The sequence below is a fragment of the Streptomyces sp. CBMA156 genome (genome assembly GCF_014596515.1).
Lineage (GTDB): Bacteria > Actinomycetota > Actinomycetes > Streptomycetales > Streptomycetaceae > Kitasatospora.
The window spans coordinates 1-18,715 of sequence record NZ_MSJQ01000111.1 but is presented as its reverse complement, the minus strand read 5'-3'; the positions used below and the strand labels follow the sequence as shown (position 1 = coordinate 18,715).

Below are 18,715 nucleotides of genomic sequence, written 5' to 3'. Positions count from 1 at the left end.
CTCCGCCGTCGCGGGGGCGGCTGCCGACACGGCGGCCGGGGTGGGCTCGGCGGCCGGTGCCTTCTTCTGGCGGGGCCGGAACCACGCGCCGGTGGACTCCGACTCGGAGGTCGCCGGCGGGATCGCCGGGATCTGCCACTCCGGCGGCAGGTTCGGCGGGGCGGCCGGGCGGCCGCCGTCGTCCATCACGCCGAGGACGGGCGAGGCCGGCGCGGAGCGGTGCCGCGCGGCGCCCGGATCGGGTCCGGCGGCCGGGGCGTCATCGCCCGGGCCGTCCTCGTTCTTGACGGTGCTGCGGACGACGACCGGCGGGATCGGACGCGAGCCGGGGATGTTGATCCGGACCCGGGTGGTCAGGGTGGTCTCGGTCTTCGGACCGTCGTCCTCGCCGCCCGACGCGGCGCCCTGGCCGGCGCCGGCCGCGGTTCGGTCGCCGCCGGGGAGCCCCGGTGTGCCGTAGGGCGGGGTGCCCGACGGGTAGGCGTCCGGACCCGTGCGCCGGGGCGTCGGGTGGGCGTTGTCAGATTCGCGGCTGCTCAATGCTGCTCTGCTCCGGGTTCGCGGGCGGGCCGTGCGGCGCGACCGCGGTTCGTGGTCGCCGGGCCTTGGCTGGGGCGGGCGGCGGTCGGGTACGGCGTTCTGCGGGACCACCATACTGGGAAGAACTGAGCGGCGAACGGCTTCGGACAGATCCGGATACGTCCGGTTCCTCCGGTATGAGAGTAAGGCCGTACGCTCCTGACTGCGCGTCGTACGAGGTACCGTACGCCGTGCACGACCCGGGTCAGCGCGGGGGGCCGGGCACCCCGGGGAACCAGCTGGTGCGGGTGGGCAGGGTGGCGCAGATCACGCCCAGCACCGAGCCGGCGAACAGCCAGGCCAGCGAGGTGGCGTTGGACCACAGCACGTTGTCGCCCTCGGGCCTGGGCACGATCAGCAACAGCATCGCCAGGAACCAGCCGGCCGCGGGCACGCCCGCGCCGAGCCGGGTGCCGGTGATCCGCAGACCGCCGTAGAAGGTGCCGGCGGTCGCGCCGAGCGCCAGCAGGACTCCCACCGGCGGCCACAGGGCCTGCACAAAGGATCCGCAGACCGACACCGCGGCGCCCAGCAGGAAGAGCAGCGGGTAGGCCGCGATCCGGGCGGCGCGCGGGGGCTGGGGCTCGGCCAGCCGCTCCTCGCGGGTGCCGAGGACGGCGGCGGGGAACGGGCGGCGCGGCGGCCGGGGGGCGGGCTTGCTCATCGGGCGCCCTCCTCGGCGTGCGAGCCGTGCGAGCGGTGCGAGACGGGCGAGGCATCGGAGGCTTCCGGAGCAAGGCCCGCGAACAGGTCGTCCTCCGGCTCGCCGGGGCCGGCCTGGCCGTGCACCAACTGGTAGTACTCGGTGGCGAGCAGCGGCTGGCCGAGGTGGTTGGAGAGCGCGAAGGACGTGCCGTCCACGGTGATCTGGGTGGCGTGCGCGGTCATCGCGGCGGCCTTGCGGTCCGCGTACGCGGTGCCGTCCAGCACGGTGGTGACCACCGCGTCGTCGACCACTCCGGGGACGTCGGCGGGCCGGGCGACGCCGGGGAAGGACGCCTCGGCGGCGGTCCCGGCGAGCCCGGCCTCGATCACCGTGCGGGGCATCCGGTTCCAGTACACCTTGGCGATCCGCCAGGCCGGGCCCAGCTCCGGACGGTGCGCCGGGTCGGCGGCCAGCTCGTACGCGCGCATCGCGACCCGGTGCGCCTGGATGTGGTCCGGGTGCCCGTAGCCGCCCTCGTCGTCGTACGTGACCAGCACCTGCGGCCGCACCTCGCGGATCACCGCGACCAGGTGGCCGGCCGCCTCCTCGACGTCCGCCCGCCAGAAGCAGCCGGGTACGTCGTTCTCGGGCACGCCCATCATCCCGGAGTCGCGGTAGCGCCCCGGGCCGCCGAGGAAGCGGAAGTCGGTGACGCCGAGGGCGCGCATCGCCCCGGTCAGCTCGCCGATCCGGTACGCGCCGAGGGTGTCGTCCCGATCGGCCGTCAGGTGGGCCAGCTCCGGCGGGATCACCTCGCCGCCCTCGCCGAGGGTGCAGGTCACCAGCGTGACCCGGGCGCCCTCGGCGGCGTACCGGGCCATGGTGGCGCCGTTGCCGATCGACTCGTCGTCGGGGTGCGCGTGGACCAGGAGGAGGCGGCGGCCGGTAGTCGCGGTCATGGGAGGAAGCCTAACCACCGGGCCGCGGGGGTCAGAGCCTCAGGCCGTTGATCATTCCGGCGAGGTTGCTGGTGACCTGGCTGATCGACGGGGCGATCGAGCTGGAGGCCAGGTAGAAGCCGAGCAGCGCGCAGACGATCGCGTGCGCCAGCTTCAGGCCGGAGCGGCGGATCAGCACCACCACGATGACCAGCATCAGCACGGCGGCGGAGATGTTCATGGCCATGTCGGCTCACACCCCTTCTCGGGCGCGCCGCTCCCCGGAGGGCGGCGCGGGACGGTGCGGGACTGGGGGCTGCGGGTGGCCGCGGTCCGGGACGGGACGGGGCCGACGGTCACTCGCCGGACAAGTCATACCCGATGGGTAAGGGGAGCATTACATTCAGTGAGGCCGTGTGGGTCGGGTGGCGCGGCGTCCGAGCGGCGCGTGGGCCGGTCGGAGGCGGTTTCGACCTCTTTGGGGCGTACTTGGCGATGATGCTCCGAACGAGTGATCAACATGCTCCCGGGGGCGGTGGTCCGGCGTCATAGGGTCTGGTGCCATGACCTCCCACACCTCTGCCGACACCTTCCCGCGGCAGTACGCGCGGACCCTGCGCTACACCGTCGGCGCGCCCCGTTCCTTCTCCGTCGCGCCGGACGGCTCGCGGGTCGTCTTCCTCCGCTCGCGGTCGGGCCGTGACCGCGCCAACCTGCTCTGGACCCTCGACACCGCGACCGGCGAGGAGCGGGTCGCCGCCGACCCGGCGACGCTGCTCGGCGGTGGCGAGGAGGACCTCTCGCCGGCCGAGAAGGCCCGCCGCGAGCGCAGCCGTGAGGGCTCGGCTGGCATCGTCGGCTACGCCCTGGACGCGGCCGGCACCCTGGCCGCCTTCGCCCTCTCCGGCCGCCTGTTCACCGCGGACACGGTCACCGGCGCCACCGCCGAACTGCCCGCCGAGGGGCCGCTGCTGGACCCGCGCCCGTCCCCGGACGGCACGTACGTCGCGTACGCCAACACCGCCGGCGAGCTGCGGCTGACCCGCACCGACGGCAGCGGCGACCGGGTGCTCGCCGAGCCGGACGGGCCGAACGTCACCTGGGGCCAGGCCGAGTTCATCGCCCAGGAGGAGATGGACCGCGACCGCGGCTTCTGGTGGTCCCCCGAGGGCGACCGGCTGCTGGCCGAGCGCGCCGACGACAGCCCGGTGGGCCGCTGGTGGATCGCCGACCCGGCGAACCCGGACCGCGAGCCCGCCGAGGTCGCCTACCCGAAGGCCGGCGCCGCCAACGCCGAGGTCGGGCTCTGGCTGCTCGACCTGCACGGCGGGCGCACCGAGGTGGTCTGGGACCGCGAGACCCACCCGTACCTGGGCCGGGTGCACTGGTCGAAGGGCGGCGTCCCGCTGCTGCTGGTCCAGACCCGCGACCAGCGCGGCCAGCGGATCCTCGGCCTGGACGTGGCCACCGGCGCCACCGAGGTGCTGCACGAGGAGAAGGACGGCACGTGGCTGGAGCTGTTCCCCGGCTCGCCGGCCTGGACCCCGGACGGCAAGCTGGTCCGGATCTCCGACACCGAAGCGGTGGGCGAGGCGCCTCAGAAGGGTGGTGGCGGGCGACAGGAGGAGGTGCGCGAAGCGCCTCAGAAGGGTGGTGGCGGGCGACGGGAGGGCGTGCGGGCGCTGGTGATCGGCGGGCGCGCCGTGACCGGGGCCGACCTGCACGTCCGCTCGGTCGTCGCGGTCACCGAGGACGAGGTGTTCTTCAGCGCCTCCGGCGGCACCGAGGAGACCGACCCCGAGCCCGGCTGGGTCGCCGTCGGCCGGATCAGCCACGACGGCACGCGGCTGAGCTGGGAGTCCTCCAACGGGCGGCCGTTCACCTCCGTCACCAGCGCGGTGCACGGCGGCGGGATCACCGTCCGGGCCACCGCCGAGCCCGACCTGCCCGGCACCCTGGTCCAGGTCGCCAGGGACCTGCCCGAGGGCCTGGCGGTCGACGACGTCGCCACCGTCGCCTCGTACGCCGAGACCCCGGTCATCACGGCCCGTCCGGTCTTCCGCTTCGCCGGCGAGCGCCGCATCCCGGCCGCCGTCTTCCTGCCCACCGGCTACGACCGCGAGCGGGACGGCCTGCTGCCCGTCCTGATGGACCCGTACGGCGGCCCCGGCGGCCAGCGCGTCTACCAGGCGCACAACCCCCACCTGCAGTCGCAGTGGTTCGCCGACCAGGGCTTCGCCGTGATCGTCGCCGACGGGCGCGGTACGCCGGGCCGCGGGCCGGCCTGGGAGAAGTCGATCGCCTTCGACTTCGCCGGGGCCACCCTGGACGACCAGGTGGCGGCGCTGCAGGCGCTCGCCGGGGAGTTCCCGCTGGACCTCGACCGGGTCGCGATCCGCGGCTGGTCGTACGGCGGCTACCTCGCCGCGCTCGCCGTGCTGCGCCGCCCGGACGTCTTCCACACCGCGGTGGCCGGGGCACCGGTGACCGACTGGGAGCTGTACGACACCCACTACACCGAGCGCTACCTGGGCGACCCGGCCGAGCGTCCCGAGGTGTACGCCGCGAACTCGCTGAGCGGGTACGCGGCCGGGCTGGAGCGCCCGCTGATGATCATCCACGGGCTGGCGGACGACAACGTGGTGGCCGCGCACACCCTTCGGCTGTCCTCGGCGCTGCTCGCGGCCGGGCGCCCGCACACCGTGCTGCCGCTGTCCGGCGTCACCCACATGACCCCGCAGGAGGAGGTCGCGGAGAACCTGCTGCTGCTCCAGGTCGACTTCGTGAAGCGCTCGCTGGGGATCTGAGCGAGGGAAGGCTCCGGCGGCCGGTGCCCGTGATGCGGGTACCGGCCGCCGGCATGACATCCGTCATGCCGAAGGCACGACGGCGGACACTGCCGCCGCGACCCGCCCGCGCGGGACTCTGAGGTGGTGCGAACAGCACCGGCTGTGACACCACAGGCGTGACACCATCAGGGAGAGGAGCCGGGCGATGGTTACCGAGGTGGCCGCATTCCGCGGCGTGGGCAAGAGCTACGGGCGGGTGCGCGCCGTGGACGGGCTGGACCTCGTGCTGAGGCCGGGCGAGACCGTCGCCCTGCTCGGGCCGAACGGCGCCGGCAAGTCCACCAGCCTGGACCTGCTGCTCGGCCTGCGCGCCCCCGACCAGGGCAGCGTGACCCTGTTCGGCGGCACCCCGCGGGCGGCGATCGAGGCCGGCCGGGTCGGCGCGATGCTGCAGAGCGGCGGGCTGATGTCCGACGTCAAGGTGCGCGAGCTGGTCCAGCTCGCCTGCGACGTGCATCCGAGCGGCCGGCCGGTCACGGAGGTGCTGGCCGACGCGGGGATCACGGAGATCGCCGACCGCCGGGTCGACAAGCTGTCCGGCGGCCAGGAGCAGCGGGTCCGCTTCGCCCTGGCGATCGCCGGCGACAGCGACCTGATCGTGCTCGACGAGCCCACCACCGGCATGGACGTCAGCGTCCGGCAGGCGTTCTGGGCGAGCATGCGGGCCCAGGCCGACGCCGGGCGCACGGTGCTGTTCGCCACCCACTACCTGGAGGAGGCCGACTCGATCGCCGACCGCGTCCTGGTGCTGCACCGGGGCCGGCTGATCGCCGACGGCAGCTCCGCGGAGATCAAGGCGCGGGCCGGCGCCCGCCGGATCGCCTTCGAACTCCACGACGCGGACGGGCGGCCCTTCGACGAGGGGGTGCTGCGCGCCCTGCCGGGCGTGCAGTCGCTGGACGTCACCGCCCGCGTCCCCGGGGTGCGGACGGTACGGATCAGGACCGCGGACGCCGACGCGAGCGTGGCCGGGCTCTACCGGGCGGGCCTGTACCCGCGCGGACTGGAGGTCACCGGCCTGGGTCTGGAGCAGGCCTTCCTGACCATCACGGGAGAGCTGGACCGCGAGGACGACGCCGAGAAGGAGAGCGTGCGATGACCACCCTGATCAAGCTGGAGATCCTGCGGACCCTCCGCAACCGGCGCTACCTGCTCTTCACCATCGCCTACCCGGCGCTGATGTACTTCTTCTTCATCCACGCCTACGACACCACCAAGCTCGCCGGCGGCCTGCCGGTGAAGACGTACTTCATGGTCTCGATGGCCACCTTCGGCGCGGTCGGCGCGGTGCTGACCGGCAGCGCGCAGCGGATCTCGCTGGAGCGCAAGAGCGGCTGGGTGCGCCAGCTGCGGCTGACCGCGCTGCCCGGCCGGGCGTACACCTTCGGCAAGATCGCGGCGAGCGCGGTGACCACGCTGCCGGCGATCGCGGTGGTCTTCGCGGTCGGCGCGAGCCAGGGCGTCTCGCTCACCGCGGTGCAGTGGGCCGGACTGGCGGCGGCGCTCTGGCTGGGCAGCTTCGTCTTCGCGGCGCTCGGCGTGGCGCTGGGGTACGCGGCGGCGCCGGACGCGGTGCAGAGCATCGTGATGATCACCTACATGGCGATGGCGCTGCTCGGCGGCACCTGGTTCCCGGTGAGCGGCTCGATGGAGAAGTTCGCCCGGTTCAACCCGGTGTACCTGTACAACAAGCTGGCCACCTTCACCCAGCCCGGGCACTCCCTGGACACCGTCGCGGTCGCCGGGCTGGCCGCCTTCCTCGTGGTGTTCGCCACCGCCGCGGCGGCGCTGTACCGCCGTGACACCCGCCAGGCATGATGACCGGCATGAGTGACGCGCGCCAGGCCCACCGTTCCGACGAGCCGTCGGAGGCGGGCGTGGCGCGCGCCTCCTTCATGAACGTGCCCGGCTCCCCGGTGGAGAGCAGGCGACAGCTGCTGGTCAAGGTCGCCTGGATGATGCTGTGGATGCTCTACCTGGCCTACCCGGCGGGCGACCTGCTGAACGGCGGCCACAGCACGGCCGGGACGGTGCTCGGCTGGTGCTGCCTGGGCGGGTTCATGATCGCCTACGTCCTGCTGGTGATCTTCCGCTCGCAGGCCGGGATGCGGCCGCGGGCCTGCCTGGTGATCGTCACGACGATGGTCGGGCTCGCCGTCGCCGCCTCGGTCGTCCTCGGCGCCGCGTTCCTGACGCTGTTCATCTACGCCTCGGTGTGCGTCGCGATCATCACGCCGACCCGGCACGCGCTGCGCGCGCTGGTCGCCATGGCGGTGCTCACCGCCGCCGTCGGGACGGGCATCGGGGCCGGCGTCGACAACGTCTCCACCTTCGCGCTCAGCGCCTTCCTCTCCGGCGTCGCGATGACCGGTCTGCAACGGCTGGTCGCCACCATGAAGGAACTGCGCGAGGCCAGGGCCACGGTCGCGCACCTGGCCGCCTCCGAGGAGCGGCTGCGGCTGGCCCGCGACCTGCACGACCTGCTCGGGCACTCGCTGTCGCTGATCACCCTGAAGAGCGAGCTGGCCGGGCGGTTCATGGACGCCGGCAAGGACGAGGCCGCGCGGGCGCAGGTCGCCGAGATCGAGCAGGTCGCCCGGCAGTCGCTGATCGACGTCCGGGAGGCGGTGACCGGCTTCCGCCGGCCGACCCTCCAGGTCGAACTGGCCGCCGCCGGTACCGCGCTGGCCGCCGCGCAGGTCCGGCTGGAGGCCGCCCCGCGGCTGGTGGACAGCTGGCCGTCGCTGGCCGACGAGGAGGCGGGCGCACTGGCCTGGGCGCTGCGCGAGGCCGTCACCAACGTGGTCCGGCACGGCGAGGGCGCCACCGTCTGCACGGTGACGGCGGACGTGAGCTGGGAGACGAGCGGCGAGCGCTACGCCGTCCTGGAGATCACCGACGACGGGCGGGGGCCCGGCAAGTCCCAGCCGGGCAACGGCCTGTCCGGGCTGGAGGAACGGCTGGCGCTGGTCGGCGGACGGCTGGAGACCGGGCCGGGGGAGCGCGGGAGGGGCTTCAGGCTGCGGGCCGCGGTGCCGCTGCGGACGGTCTCCGCGGCCGCTCCCCAGCCCCACTAGGACGTCCACCAGGCCCGTCGGGCGGACCTGTCCGGAGTCCGCCCGGGGTCCCTTCAGCCCGCCGGAAGTTCCAGCACGAAGCGCGCGCCGCTCCGGGCCGGGGCGACCCGCAGGGTGCCGCCGTGCCGGGTGGCGATGTCCGCCGCGATGGCCAGGCCGAGACCGCTGCCGCCGGCGTCCCTGCTGCGCGCCTCGTCGAGCCGGGTGAACGGCTCGAAGATCCGCTCGCGGTCCTCCGGCGGCACCCCGGGGCCGTCGTCCCTGACCTCCAGGACGCAGTGGTGCCCGGTCCGCCGGGCGGACAGCACCACCTCGGCGGCCGCGTGCCGCCGGGCGTTGTCCAGCAGGTTGCGCGCCAGCCGGTGCAGCCGGATCCGGCTGCCGTGCACCAGCACCGGCTCCGGCGCGTCCACCCGCAGGGCGACCCGGGCACCGAGGGCCGGGCGGCACTGGTCGGCCAGCTCGCGCAGCACGGCGGACAGGTCGACGGAGGAGAGCCGGCCGGCCGTCGCCGGGTGCGAGCCCCGGGCCAGGAACAGCAGGTCCTCGGTGAGCTGCTGGAGCCGCTCCACCGAGGTGAGCGCCTCCTGGGTCGCCGCCGGCCAGTCGGTCCGCTCGGGATGCGCCAGCGACACCTCCAGATTGGTGCGCAGCGCGGCGATCGGGCTGCGCAGTTCGTGGGAGGCGTCCGCGACGAAGCGCTGCTGCTGGGCGGCCGAGCGCTCCAGCCGGTCCAGGGTGGCGTTGGTGGTCCTGGCCATCCTGGTGATCTCGTCGCCGGAGCGCGGCACCGGGACGCGGCGGTCCAGCCGGTGCTCGCCGATCTCGGCCAGCTGGGCCCGGATCGCCTCCACCGGACGCAGCGCCCGGCTGGTCGCCGTCCAGGCCGTCAGCGCGACCAGCAGCGCGGCGAGCGGCACGCCGAGCCGCAGCACCGGGTCGATGGTGCGCAGCGACGCCTCGGCGGCGAACGGGGTGGCCAGCACGTAGACCGTGAACGGGCCGACCGCCGGTTTGACCCGCTGGCCGTTCTCCTCGCTCGTCGGCCACAGCAACGGGCTCCAGCTGCCCATCGCGGTGAAGGTGCGCCCCGAGTAGCGGTTGGCGGCGACCGGCCCGGCCGGGCCGATGGTGATCCGCTGCACCGACTGCCAGTCGTCCGGCGCCGGCTGCTGTACGACGGCGGGCGGGCCCCCGGCCAGGTGCTGGGTGGTCAGCGGGCCGCCCATGATCACCACCTGGCCCGTGCTGTTCAGCACCAGGTAGGGCAGCTGCCCGTGGTCCGCCAGCTGCTGGCCGTGCTCGTAGCCGTTGCTGATCTCGCGGGCCTGGGCGTGGGCCTCCGCCTCGGCGGCCTCCAGCTGGGCGTCGTACATGTGGTCGCGCAGCCACCAGGCGCCGACGCCGAGCAGCAGCAGGGCCGCCAGCCCGGCCGCCAGCGAGGTGCGCAGCCGGGTGGAGAGCCTGCCGGGCACCGGTCAGGCCTCCAGCCGGTAGCCGGCGCCGCGCACGGTGGTGATCGAGCGGACGCCGAACGGGGTGTCCACCTTGCGGCGCAGCATGCTGACGTACACCTCGACGATGGACTCCTCGCCGTCGAAGGCGATGTCCCACACCTCGTCGACGATCCGGCGCTTGGAGAGCACCTCGCCGGGGTGCTCGGCCAGGCAGCGCAGGACGGCGAACTCGCGCTCGGTCAGGGTGATCTCGGCGCCGGCCCGGCCGCAGCGGCGGCCCGCGGGGTCCAGCCACAGGTCGCCGACCCGCAGCAGCGGGCCGGGGCTCTGGCTGCGACGGATCAGGGCGCGCAGCCTGGCCAGGAAGACCAGGTAGGAGAACGGCTTGGTGAGGTAGTCGTCGGCGCCGGTGTCCAGGCCCTCGGCCTCGTCGTACTCGCCGTCCTTGGCGGTCAGCATCAGGATCGGCGTGGTGACGCCGTCGGCGCGCAGCGCCTCGCACACCTTGTAGCCGTTCAGGCCGGGCAGCATGATGTCGAGCACGATCGCCCGGTAGGCGTGCCGCTGGGCCAGCCGCAGGCCGGTGAGGCCGTCCGGGGCGAGGTCGACGGTGTAGCCCTCGGCCTCCAGGCCGCGCCGCACGGCCGCCGCCACCTGGGCGTCGTCCTCCACCACCAGAATCTCCATGCGGCTCAGGATGCCACCGGCGCCGGATCCGTTCCTTAAGCGGCCTTCAGCTTTCTCAGCCTCGCTTCAGGGGCGCGGGTGCATGCTCTCGCCGATTTCGCCGGTCCGCCTCGGGGCCGGTGTCCCGAGCGAGAGGGGGTGGGGGATGGCCGTCCTCCAGGAGCGGGCCGCCGGGGCCCGCGTCCCGGCCGGCGGCCGGAGAGCCGCCACGGCCGCGCCCGCCCGGCACCGCAGGCCGCGCCGTACGCTCCCGCCCAGCCTGGTGATGGCGGTGGGCACGGTGGTGTCCAGGGCCACCGGCTTCGTCCGCTCGGCGCTGCTGGTGGCGGTCCTCGGCTCGGGGGTGCTCGCGGACGGGTACAACGTGGCCAACACGGTGCCCAACATCCTCTTCGTGCTGCTGATCGGCGGCGCGCTGAACACCGCGCTGGTGCCCCACCTGGTGCGCGCCGCGAAGGAGTCGGCGGACGGCGGGGCGGCGCACGTCGACCGGCTGGTGACGGTCCTGGTCGCCGCCCTGCTGGTGCTGACGGCGGTGGTGGTGCCGGCCGCGCCGTACGTCGTGCGGGCCTACACCTCGTACGGCGGAGCGCAGTTGGGCGACACGGTGCTGCTGGCGTACCTGTGCCTGCCGCAGGTGTTCTTCTACGGGCTGTTCACGGTGCTCGGCCAACTCCTCAACGCCCGGCAGCGGTTCGCGCCGATGGCATGGGCCCCGGTGCTCAACAACCTGGTGGTGATCGGGGTGTTCGGCGGCTACCTCGGCCGGCACTCCTTCTCCGCCGCGGACCTGACGGTCCTCGGAGCCGGGACGACGGCCGGCGTGGTCGCCCAGAGCCTCGTGCTGCTGCCCTGCCTGCGGGCGGCCGGGGTACGGCTGCGCCCCCGCTGGGACTGGCGGCAGGCGGGGCTCGGCGAGCCCCTGCGGGCCGCCGGGTGGACGCTGCTGCTGGTGCTCTGCGACCAGGTGGGCTACTGGGTGGTGACCAGGCTGTCGACCGCGGCCGGCGCCGAGGCCGCCGCGGCCGGGCTGCCGGGCGTCGGGTACACCGCGTACAGCAGCGCGTACCTGCTGTGGATCGTGCCGCACGGGGTGGTCACGGTCTCGGTGGTCACGGCGGTCGTCCCCGCGCTCAGCGCCGCCGACTCCCCGCGTGCCGTCCGCTCACTGCTGGCCCGCGCCGTCCGCACCGTCGGGGTGGTCACCGTCCCGGCGGCCTGCGCGTTCGTGGTCCTCGCGCCGCAGCTGTGCGCGCTCGCCTTCGGGCACGGCCGCACCGATCCGGCCGACGTCCTGGCCATCGCCGGGATGCTGACCGCCTTCGCACCCGGCCTGGTCCTCTACTCGGCCTCGTACGCGCTGACCCGCACCTTCTACGCGCTCGGCGACAGCCGGACGCCCTTCCTGCTCAACCTGCTGCCCGTCGCCGCCACGGCCCTCGGGGCGGTGCTCTGCCACCAGCTGCTGCCGCTGCGCTGGGCCGTCACCGGGATGGCCGGGTGCTACGGCGGATCGTTCCTGCTCACCGTCCTGGCCGCGGCCCTGCTGCTGCGCCGCCGGCTCGGGCCGCTGCGCGTGCTCGGGGCCCACGTGAAACCGCTGCTGGCCGCCCTCCCGGCCGCTGCCGCCGCCTGGTGGGCCACCAGGTACGGCCTCGTCCCGGCCGCCGCGGCCCTCGCCGTCCTGTACCTCCTGCTCGCCCACCTCCTCCGGATCGACGAACTGTCCGCCCTCACCAAGCGATTGCGCCGCCGCCCATGACCCAGCTCCCCGCCGACGTCACCCGCGTCCTCGACGCCCTCCTCCCCGAGGGCCACCCCCTGCGCGCCCAAATCCCGCGGCTGCGCATCGAGTGCCGTTGCGCCTGTGGCTGCACCGCGTACTTCACCGGCCCCGACACCGTCACCCGCGCGGAGGTGGTGGCCGGGGCGGTCATCGGCTGCGACGGCGAGGTCCTCCTCTTCGCCGATGCCGGACGCCTCTCCTGGCTGGAGGTCTGCTCCTGGACCGACCCCAAACTCACCCTCGCCGAAGCGGCCCGCCACCTGCTCGGGGAACCCGGCAGGCCGGACTGACCGCCGTCCCCGGCCCGGACGGCGACGCCGTCCGGGCCGTCCTCGCCTTCCACGTCGGCATCACCGACAGTGTCGAAGCCGCCCGGCGCCGGCTGCCGTAGGACGTCGGCTCCGCCGACCTCCTGTGCTGCTCAGGTCCCTCACGCCGCCTACCGTCCTGTCGGCTGCGGTTTTCATGCCGAGGGTCGGAGGTCGGGGAGGGGGCGCTGGTAGGCGAGGGCGGGGCGGTCGTCGAGGAGGAACTCGTGGGCGAGCCGGAAGCCGTTGCGGGTGAGGACGGCCTGGGAGGCCGGGTTGTCGACGGTGGTGACGGCGGTGAGGGCGCGGAGGCCGTAGGAGGTGGCGGCGAGGCGGCAGGCCTCGGCCACGGCGGTGGAGGCGATGCCGCGGCCGGTGGCGGACTCGGCCACCCGGTAGCCGAGTTCGGCGCTGCCGTCGGCGAGGTCGACGAGGTTGACCCGGGCGACGACCTCCCCGGCCGCGTCGAGCACCACGTGGAACCGGCAGGTGCCCTCGGCCTGTTCGGCGAGGAGGGCGGCGTGGCGCTCCGCGAACCCGGCGAAGTAGGCGTCGCCGCGGTCCGGGACGCTGCGGGCGAAGTACGCGCGGTTGGCGCGTTCGAAGGCCAGCAGGGCGTCGGCGTGGTCGGGGCGCAGCGGTTCCACGGTGATCATCACGCCAGTCTGCCGCGCAGCGCCTCGGTGAACCATTCGAATACGTCCCGCAGGCTCTCCTGGACCGGCCAGCCGTTGACGGTCGCCATCAGCTGCCAGTAGCGCTCGGCGCGGGGGTCGTCGGCGGTCCCGAGGCGGTCGAACAGCCACTGCCGCAGTGCGGCGTCGTCCGGGCGGCCGAAGGCCTCGGCGTAGGCGGCGGTGAGCGTGGCGACGACGGGGCCGGCGTCGGGGGAGGCCGGGGCGATGCCGGCCGCCAGCGCGGCCCGGACCCGGGAGGTCACCGTCCCGGTGAGCTCGGTGTGCAGGCCGGTGCGGTCCCCGTCCGCGCGTTCGGCGGCCTGGTGTTCGGCCATCTTCCGTACGGCCGCGCGGAAGTCCGGGTCCTGGACGAGTTCGCCCAGCTCGACCCAGGCCTCGACCTGCTCCGGCCGTGGCTCGTCGGGCAGTTCGGGCATCGCGGAGCGCATCATGGCGACGAACTCCGGGTTGGCGTCCAGGCCGCCGAAGGCCTCGTCGACGAAGTCGTGGACCAGACGCCGGCGTTCGGCGTCGGAGAGCTTGGCGAGCTTGTGCATGAGTCTCATCTCCTCGGGGGTGGAACCGCGTTGGGCGACGGCGAGCAGCACCGCCCGGCGCAGCCGCAGCGTGCGGATCTGCACCTCCAGCGCCTCGGCGTGCGCGGCGGCGACCTCGGGCAGCGGGGCCTGCCGCTCCAGCACCCGGCGGATCGCGGGCAGGTCGAGCCCGAGTTCGCGCAGGGTGCGGACGAGGTCCAGCCGGGCGAGCGCGTGGACGTCGTACCGCCGGTAGCCGGCGGTGGTGCGGGCGGTGGGCGGCACGAGGCCGGTGTCGGCGTAGAACCGGATGGCCTTGACGGTGAGTCCGGTGCGCCGGGCGAGGTCGCCGATCGAGTAGAGCGTGTCGCTGCCGTCCGCGCCGTCGCTGCCATCGGTGCCATCGGTGTCGTCCGTGCCGTCCATGTGGTCCACCTTGGCGTCTCCCCCTGGGGGAGACTCAATCCCGCCCTCTAAGGTCGTGGCCATGAACGACACTGACAACGGGGCCTCGATCCGCGTCCTCCTCGCCGAGGACCAGGGAATGGTCCGGGAGGCGCTGGCCGCGCTGCTCGGGCTGGAGGGGGACATCGACGTCGTCGCGCAGGTCGGGCGCGGGGACGAGGTGGTGGCGGCGGTGCTGGCGAACGACGTGCAGGTCGCCGTGCTGGACATCGAGATGCCGGGGATGACGGGCATCGAGGCGGCCGCCGAGCTGAGTCGTCAGGCGCCCCGGACCAAGGTGGTCATCGCGACGACCTTCGGGCGTCCCGGCTACCTGCGCCGGGCGATGGAGTCCGGCGCGGACGCCTTCCTGGTGAAGGACGCGCCGGCCGCCGAGCTGGCCGAGGCGATCCGCCGGGTGCTGCGCGGCGAGCGGGTGATCGACCCGGCGCTGGCCGCCGCCGCGCTGGCCGAGGGCGCCAACCCGCTGACCCCGCGCGAGCGGGACGTGCTGGGCGCGGCCGCCGACGGCGCGGTGAACGCGGACATCGCCAGGCGGCTGCACCTGTCCGAGGGGACGGTGCGCAACTACCTGTCGATGGCGATCCAGAAGACCGAGGCGCGCAACCGCACCGAGGCGGTCCGGATCGCCCGGGAGAAGGGCTGGCTCTGACCCGTCGGCACCGTGACCCCGAGGACGCGCCTCCGGGCACGGACCCTAGTTCAGCCGGTGCCTGGCCGCCCTGGCCTCCTGCCGGACCTTGGCGGCGGTGTCCGGGTCGAAGGCGTCCAGGATCTGCGCGTAGGCGTCCATCTCCGCCGAGCCGCCGAGGAAGTCCCCGGTACGGACGAGGAGTTCGGCCCGCTCCAGGCGCAGCTGGGCGGGGTGCCTGGGCAGCAGCAGGGCGAGTTCGGCGGCCCAGAGCTGGGTGCGGGCGTGTTCGGGGCGGTCGGCGGCCCAGGCGCGGATGTTGCCGAGCACCCGCAGCACGATGTCCAGCGGCTGGGCCGGGGTCAGCAGGGCGGGGCCGAACTCCTGCCCCGTGGCGGCGACCAGCCGCTCGGCGTCCTCCGGGTCGAGCAGCCGTCCGCCGTGGAACGGGTCGGCCAGGACGTAGTCCTCGCCGCCCGCGGGGCCGCCCACCGCGACGATGAAGTGGCCGGGCAGCGCGATGCCGTGGACGGTCAGCCCGGCCCGCCGGCCGACCGCCATCCACACCAGCGAGAGCGTGATCGGCAGCCCGCGCCGGCGCCGCAGCACCTCGGGCAGCAGCGAGGACTCCAGCCGCCGGTAGTCCGCCGGCTGCCCGTGGAAGCGCTCCCGTCCGCCGAGCACCGCGGCGAGCAGGGCGGCGGTCTCCTCGGGCCCGACGGGCGCCCGCTCGGCGACCGCCAGCCGGACCGCCGCCGCGTGCCGCTCCAGCGCGGCCTCGCAGGCGGCGAGCAGTGCGTCCACGCCCGGTGGTTCGCCGGGGTCACCCGGGTCGGGCACCATGCCGTGCTCGGCGGCGGCGAGCAGGCACAGCAGCACCGGGTCGGGCTGTTCGGCGCGGGCGGCGGTCCGGAAGCGGTCTCTGCTCTGCTCGGTCACGGTGACGGCGACGGCTTTCGTACGGCGGACGGACAAGGCGGCGGACGGACGGGGGAGGCGGGACGGCGCGGCTGCTATCCCTGGGGAAGGAGGGCGTAGTGGTAAGTGTGACTGGTCGCGAAGCCGAGTCCGTCATAGAGCGCGATCGCCCCCGCGTTCTCCGCCTCGACCTGGAGGTAGGCGCCGCTCGCCCCCTCCTCGGCCGCGCGCGAGGCGAGCACCGCCATGACCGCCGTCGCCAGCCCGGCCCGCCGGGCGTACGGCTGGACCTCGATCGCGCCGAAGCAGGCCCAGGGGCCGTCGATGACGCAGCGTCCGATCGCCGCCGGCGGCTGTCCGGGAGCGCCGGGCACGGTGGCGAACCAGACCGAGGGCCCGCCGTGCAGCACCAGGCGGGCCGCCTCCTCCACCGCCGGGTCGCCGCCGACCCGCCGGTACACCGACATCCACCGCGCGTCCGCCGTCCGCGCCAGCCGTACCCGGTCGTGCCCGGAGCCGACCCGGGCGAGGCCGGCCAGCGGGGCGGTGCGGACCAGGGTGGGCGCGTACCCGGCGCCCAGCCGGTCGAGCTCGGCGACCAGCGCATCCGGCGAGCCGGGGGAGATCACCTCGACGTACGCGGGCAGCCCGCGCGCCGCGTACCAGGCGCGGACCGCCGCCAGCGCCTGAGGCAGCGGCAGCCCGGGGTCCCCGAGCGCCTGGACGGAGTTGGCCCGCCGGGTGAACCCGGCCGCGGCGCGCAGCGTCCACTCGCCGAGCGGCTCCTGCTCGACGGCCGGCCAGCCGCGCCCCGCGATCCGCTGGAGCTCGACCGGCGTGGTGACCGGCAAGGTCGCGCGTCGGACCGGAAACTGCGGTACCACCTTGCCTGCGACCAGCAGCTTCTCCGGCAAGAACACCGGATCGCCGGCGCGGGGGACGATCGTCAACCCATGATCGTCCCACGATGTGAGCACACCGATCGAATCCCGGAACACCGGCCGGTCGTCCACGAACTCCGAGAGGCGCCGTACGGACACGCGTCGTCCCACGTCAGAGCGATCTATCCGGACCTCGGGACGATCGTCCGCCGGGTTGCCCGTCGTCATCTGGCCACCTCCTGTGCATTTGCGGTCTCCGACCCGCGATACTAGGGGCGGGCATCGACGACGCCGCGCTCACCGCGCACGGCAGCAGAACAGAACGGGCCACCAGGCCCTTCCGAGGAGGAAAGACAGCGTGACCTACGTCATCGCGCAGCCTTGTGTCGACGTGAAGGACAAGGCGTGCATCGAAGAGTGCCCGGTTGACTGCATCTACGAGGGCGAGCGATCGCTCTACATCCACCCGGATGAGTGTGTCGACTGTGGCGCTTGCGAGCCGGTCTGCCCGGTCGAGGCGATCTTCTACGAGGACGACACTCCGGAGGAGTGGAAGGACTACTACAAGGCGAACGTCGAGTTCTTCGACGACCTGGGCTCGCCCGGCGGCGCCTCCAAGCTCGGCCTGATCGAGCGTGACCACCCCTTCATCGCCGCTCTGCCGCCGCAGAACGCCGACCACTGACGATCGGTGGCAGAACAGCTGTGAGCACCAACAGCACGCGCGCGCCGTTCCCGGGCCACCCGGGGGCGGCGCGCCGCGTTTCGGACAAGCTCCCGGTCTTCCCCTGGGACAAGCTGGAGCCGTACAAGAGGACCGCGCTGGCCCACCCCGGCGGGCTCTGCGACTTCTCCGTCGGCACCCCGGTGGACCCGGTCCCCGAGGTGATCCAGAAGGCGCTGGCCGCGCACACCGACACGCCCGGCTACCCGACCGTCTGGGGCCCGCTGGAGCTGCGCGAGGCGATCGCCGGCTGGCTGCACCGCCGGCTCGGCGCGGAGATCGGCCCGCAGGCCGTGCTGCCGACCGTCGGCTCCAAGGAGCTGGTGGCCTGGCTGCCGACCCAGCTCGGCCTCGGCCCCGGCGACCAGGTCGCCTACCCGCGGCTGGCCTACCCGACCTACGAGGTGGGTGCCCGGCTGTGCGGCGCCGAACCGGTCGAGTACGGCTCGGTGGACGAACTGGACGGCTCCCGGGTGCGCCTGCTCTGGGTGAACTCGCCGTCCAACCCGACCGGCCGGGTGCTGGGCGCGGACGAGCTGCGCCGCGCCGTCGAGTGGGCCAGGGAGCACGGGGCGCTGCTGGTCAGCGACGAGTGCTACCTGGAGCTGGGCTGGGAGGCCGACCCGGTCTCCGTCCTGCGTCCGGACGTCTGCGGCGACGGCCACGAGGGCCTGCTGGCCATCCACTCGCTCTCCAAGCGCTCCAACCTGGCCGGCTACCGCGCCTCCTTCGTGGCGGGCGACCCGGTGGTGGTCAGGGAGCTGCTGGAGGTGCGCAAGCACGGCGGCATGATCGTGCCGGCGCCGGTCCAGGCGGCGACCGTCGCCGCGCTCGCGGACGACGCGCACGTCGCCGAGCAGCGCGAGCGGTACGCGGCCCGGCGCTCGGCGCTGCGGGCGGCGCTGGAGGCGTACGGCTTCCGGATCGAGCACTCCGAGGCGAGCCTCTACCTGTGGGCGACCCAGGACCGCCCGTGCTGGGAGACCGTGGCCGAACTGGCCGGGCTGGGCATCCTGGTGGCGCCCGGCGACTTCTACGGTCCGGCCGGCGACCGCTTCGTGCGGGTCGCGTTCACCGCGACCGACGAGCGGGTCGCGGCGGCCGTGGAGCGGCTGAACGCGGGGCGCTGAGCCTCCCTGAGGGGCCGTACGGCGAAGGGGCCGGTGTCACGGACACCGGCCCCTTCGGCCGTTCCAGCCCGGCCGTACGGGAGCACACCCGGGCGGAGCACCGTACGGCCGCACGGAGCGCCGCCGGTGCGGAACACCGCCCGGCCGTACGGATCGCGGCCGGGCGGTGGTGCGGAGCACGGCCCGGCGCTGTGGCGCCCGGCCGGGCCGTGTGAGCTACAGCGGCAGCCCGTTGAGGCCGCCGCCGTTGAGGCCGCCCAGCAGGCCGCTGAGCGGGCCGAGGGCGCCGGTGAGGCCGGACAGCGGGCTGTTCTGGCCGAGGTCGGCACCGCCGAGGCGGTTGGCCGACCCGTGCTCGGCCAGGCCGAGCACGTCGGTGGCGGGCAGGTCGGCCGGCAGGGCCTGCTGGACCGAGCCGAGCGGCAG

18 protein-coding genes and 2 pseudogenes are annotated in these 18,715 nt (G+C 74.5%); 9 read left to right on the top strand and 11 right to left on the bottom strand.

From position 1 onward, the window contains the following. The 4 genes and pseudogenes from BU198_RS09390 to BU198_RS09375 form a co-directional block, all read right to left on the bottom strand. Positions 1-540: pseudogene (locus BU198_RS09390) on the bottom strand (hypothetical protein); the annotation flags it as partial. Between the two features lie 244 nt (positions 541-784). Further along, positions 785-1,243: a DUF6113 family protein gene (locus tag BU198_RS09385; RefSeq protein ID WP_223244155.1), complete on the bottom strand. Its 459-nt coding sequence runs from the start codon at positions 1,241-1,243 to the stop codon at positions 785-787. Beyond that, positions 1,240-2,184, bottom strand: coding sequence for an N-acetyl-1-D-myo-inositol-2-amino-2-deoxy-alpha-D-glucopyranoside deacetylase (gene mshB / locus BU198_RS09380; RefSeq protein ID WP_188296383.1), 945 nt, complete (start codon positions 2,182-2,184; stop codon positions 1,240-1,242). The genes BU198_RS09385 and mshB overlap by 4 nt, the downstream gene beginning before the upstream one ends. A 31-nt stretch (positions 2,185-2,215) precedes the next feature. Beyond that, positions 2,216-2,410, bottom strand: a complete 195-nt coding sequence (locus tag BU198_RS09375) for a DUF2304 family protein (protein ID WP_188296382.1) — start codon at positions 2,408-2,410, stop codon at positions 2,216-2,218. A 316-nt stretch (positions 2,411-2,726) separates the two neighbouring features. On the opposite strand from BU198_RS09375, the gene BU198_RS09370 reads away from it, so the two are divergent. The 4 genes from BU198_RS09370 to BU198_RS09355 all read left to right on the top strand — a co-directional run bounded on the left by BU198_RS09370 (position 2,727) and on the right by BU198_RS09355 (position 8,089). Further along, positions 2,727-4,970: a prolyl oligopeptidase family serine peptidase gene (locus tag BU198_RS09370; RefSeq protein WP_188296381.1), complete on the top strand. Its 2,244-nt coding sequence runs from the start codon at positions 2,727-2,729 to the stop codon at positions 4,968-4,970. Between the two features lie 187 nt (positions 4,971-5,157). After that, entirely contained in the window at positions 5,158-6,111 is a 954-nt protein-coding gene (locus BU198_RS09365; RefSeq protein ID WP_188296380.1) for an ABC transporter ATP-binding protein, read from the top strand. Beyond that, complete coding sequence (locus tag BU198_RS09360; protein ID WP_188296379.1) at positions 6,108-6,830, top strand: ABC transporter permease; 723 nt, start codon at positions 6,108-6,110, stop codon at positions 6,828-6,830. Before BU198_RS09365 ends, BU198_RS09360 begins: the two co-directional genes overlap by 4 nt. A gap of 8 nt (positions 6,831-6,838) precedes the next feature. Beyond that, positions 6,839-8,089: a sensor histidine kinase gene (locus tag BU198_RS09355; RefSeq protein WP_223244154.1), complete on the top strand. Its 1,251-nt coding sequence runs from the start codon at positions 6,839-6,841 to the stop codon at positions 8,087-8,089. Positions 8,090-8,142: 53 nt separating this feature from the next. Here the strand turns inward: BU198_RS09355 and BU198_RS09350 are convergent, their stop codons facing one another. Next, complete coding sequence (locus tag BU198_RS09350; RefSeq protein ID WP_188296378.1) at positions 8,143-9,564, bottom strand: sensor histidine kinase; 1,422 nt, start codon at positions 9,562-9,564, stop codon at positions 8,143-8,145. 3 nt (positions 9,565-9,567) lie between these two features. Continuing rightward, complete coding sequence (locus BU198_RS09345) at positions 9,568-10,233, bottom strand: response regulator transcription factor (RefSeq protein ID WP_188296377.1); 666 nt, start codon at positions 10,231-10,233, stop codon at positions 9,568-9,570. 145 nt (positions 10,234-10,378) lie between these two features. On the opposite strand from BU198_RS09345, the gene murJ reads away from it, so the two are divergent. Together murJ and BU198_RS09335 are read left to right on the top strand one after the other, a co-directional pair. Next, positions 10,379-11,995 (top strand): murein biosynthesis integral membrane protein MurJ, encoded by a 1,617-nt coding sequence (murJ, locus tag BU198_RS09340; protein ID WP_188296376.1) that lies wholly within the window; start codon positions 10,379-10,381, stop codon positions 11,993-11,995. Next, the gene (locus BU198_RS09335; protein ID WP_188296375.1) at positions 11,992-12,309 is read left to right on the top strand and encodes a hypothetical protein; all 318 of its coding nucleotides are present in this window, start codon (positions 11,992-11,994) and stop codon (positions 12,307-12,309) included. The genes murJ and BU198_RS09335 overlap by 4 nt, the downstream gene beginning before the upstream one ends. A 173-nt stretch (positions 12,310-12,482) precedes the next feature. Here the strand turns inward: BU198_RS09335 and BU198_RS09330 are convergent, their stop codons facing one another. Together BU198_RS09330 and BU198_RS09325 are read right to left on the bottom strand one after the other, a co-directional pair. Beyond that, positions 12,483-12,983, bottom strand: coding sequence for a GNAT family N-acetyltransferase (locus BU198_RS09330; protein ID WP_188296374.1), 501 nt, complete (start codon positions 12,981-12,983; stop codon positions 12,483-12,485). Then, entirely contained in the window at positions 12,983-13,966 is a 984-nt protein-coding gene (locus BU198_RS09325) for a MerR family transcriptional regulator (RefSeq protein WP_188296373.1), read from the bottom strand. Before BU198_RS09325 ends, BU198_RS09330 begins: the two co-directional genes overlap by 1 nt. Before the next feature lie 61 nt (positions 13,967-14,027). Between BU198_RS09325 and BU198_RS09320 the strand changes: the two genes are divergently transcribed. Continuing rightward, positions 14,028-14,657, top strand: a complete 630-nt coding sequence (locus BU198_RS09320) for a response regulator transcription factor (RefSeq protein WP_188296372.1) — start codon at positions 14,028-14,030, stop codon at positions 14,655-14,657. A gap of 45 nt (positions 14,658-14,702) precedes the next feature. Here the strand turns inward: BU198_RS09320 and BU198_RS09315 are convergent, their stop codons facing one another. Next, on the bottom strand, positions 14,703-15,575 hold the full coding sequence (locus tag BU198_RS09315) for a transglutaminase family protein (RefSeq protein WP_188296371.1): 873 nt from the start codon (positions 15,573-15,575) through the stop codon (positions 14,703-14,705). 74 nt (positions 15,576-15,649) lie between these two features. After that, a complete protein-coding gene (locus tag BU198_RS09310; protein WP_317620039.1) occupies positions 15,650-16,504 on the bottom strand; it encodes a GNAT family N-acetyltransferase in 855 nt (284 codons plus the stop codon). 289 nt (positions 16,505-16,793) lie between these two features. On the opposite strand from BU198_RS09310, the gene fdxA reads away from it, so the two are divergent. After that, the gene (gene fdxA, locus BU198_RS09305) at positions 16,794-17,120 is read left to right on the top strand and encodes a ferredoxin (RefSeq protein ID WP_030061559.1); all 327 of its coding nucleotides are present in this window, start codon (positions 16,794-16,796) and stop codon (positions 17,118-17,120) included. Between the two features lie 20 nt (positions 17,121-17,140). Beyond that, positions 17,141-18,289 carry a succinyldiaminopimelate transaminase gene (dapC, locus tag BU198_RS09300; protein ID WP_188296369.1) on the top strand — a complete coding sequence of 383 codons (1,149 nt, stop codon included), beginning with the start codon at positions 17,141-17,143 and terminating at the stop codon, positions 18,287-18,289. Between the two features lie 216 nt (positions 18,290-18,505). Here the strand turns inward: dapC and BU198_RS09295 are convergent. Beyond that, positions 18,506-18,715, bottom strand: a pseudogene (locus BU198_RS09295) (ATP-binding protein); the annotation flags it as partial.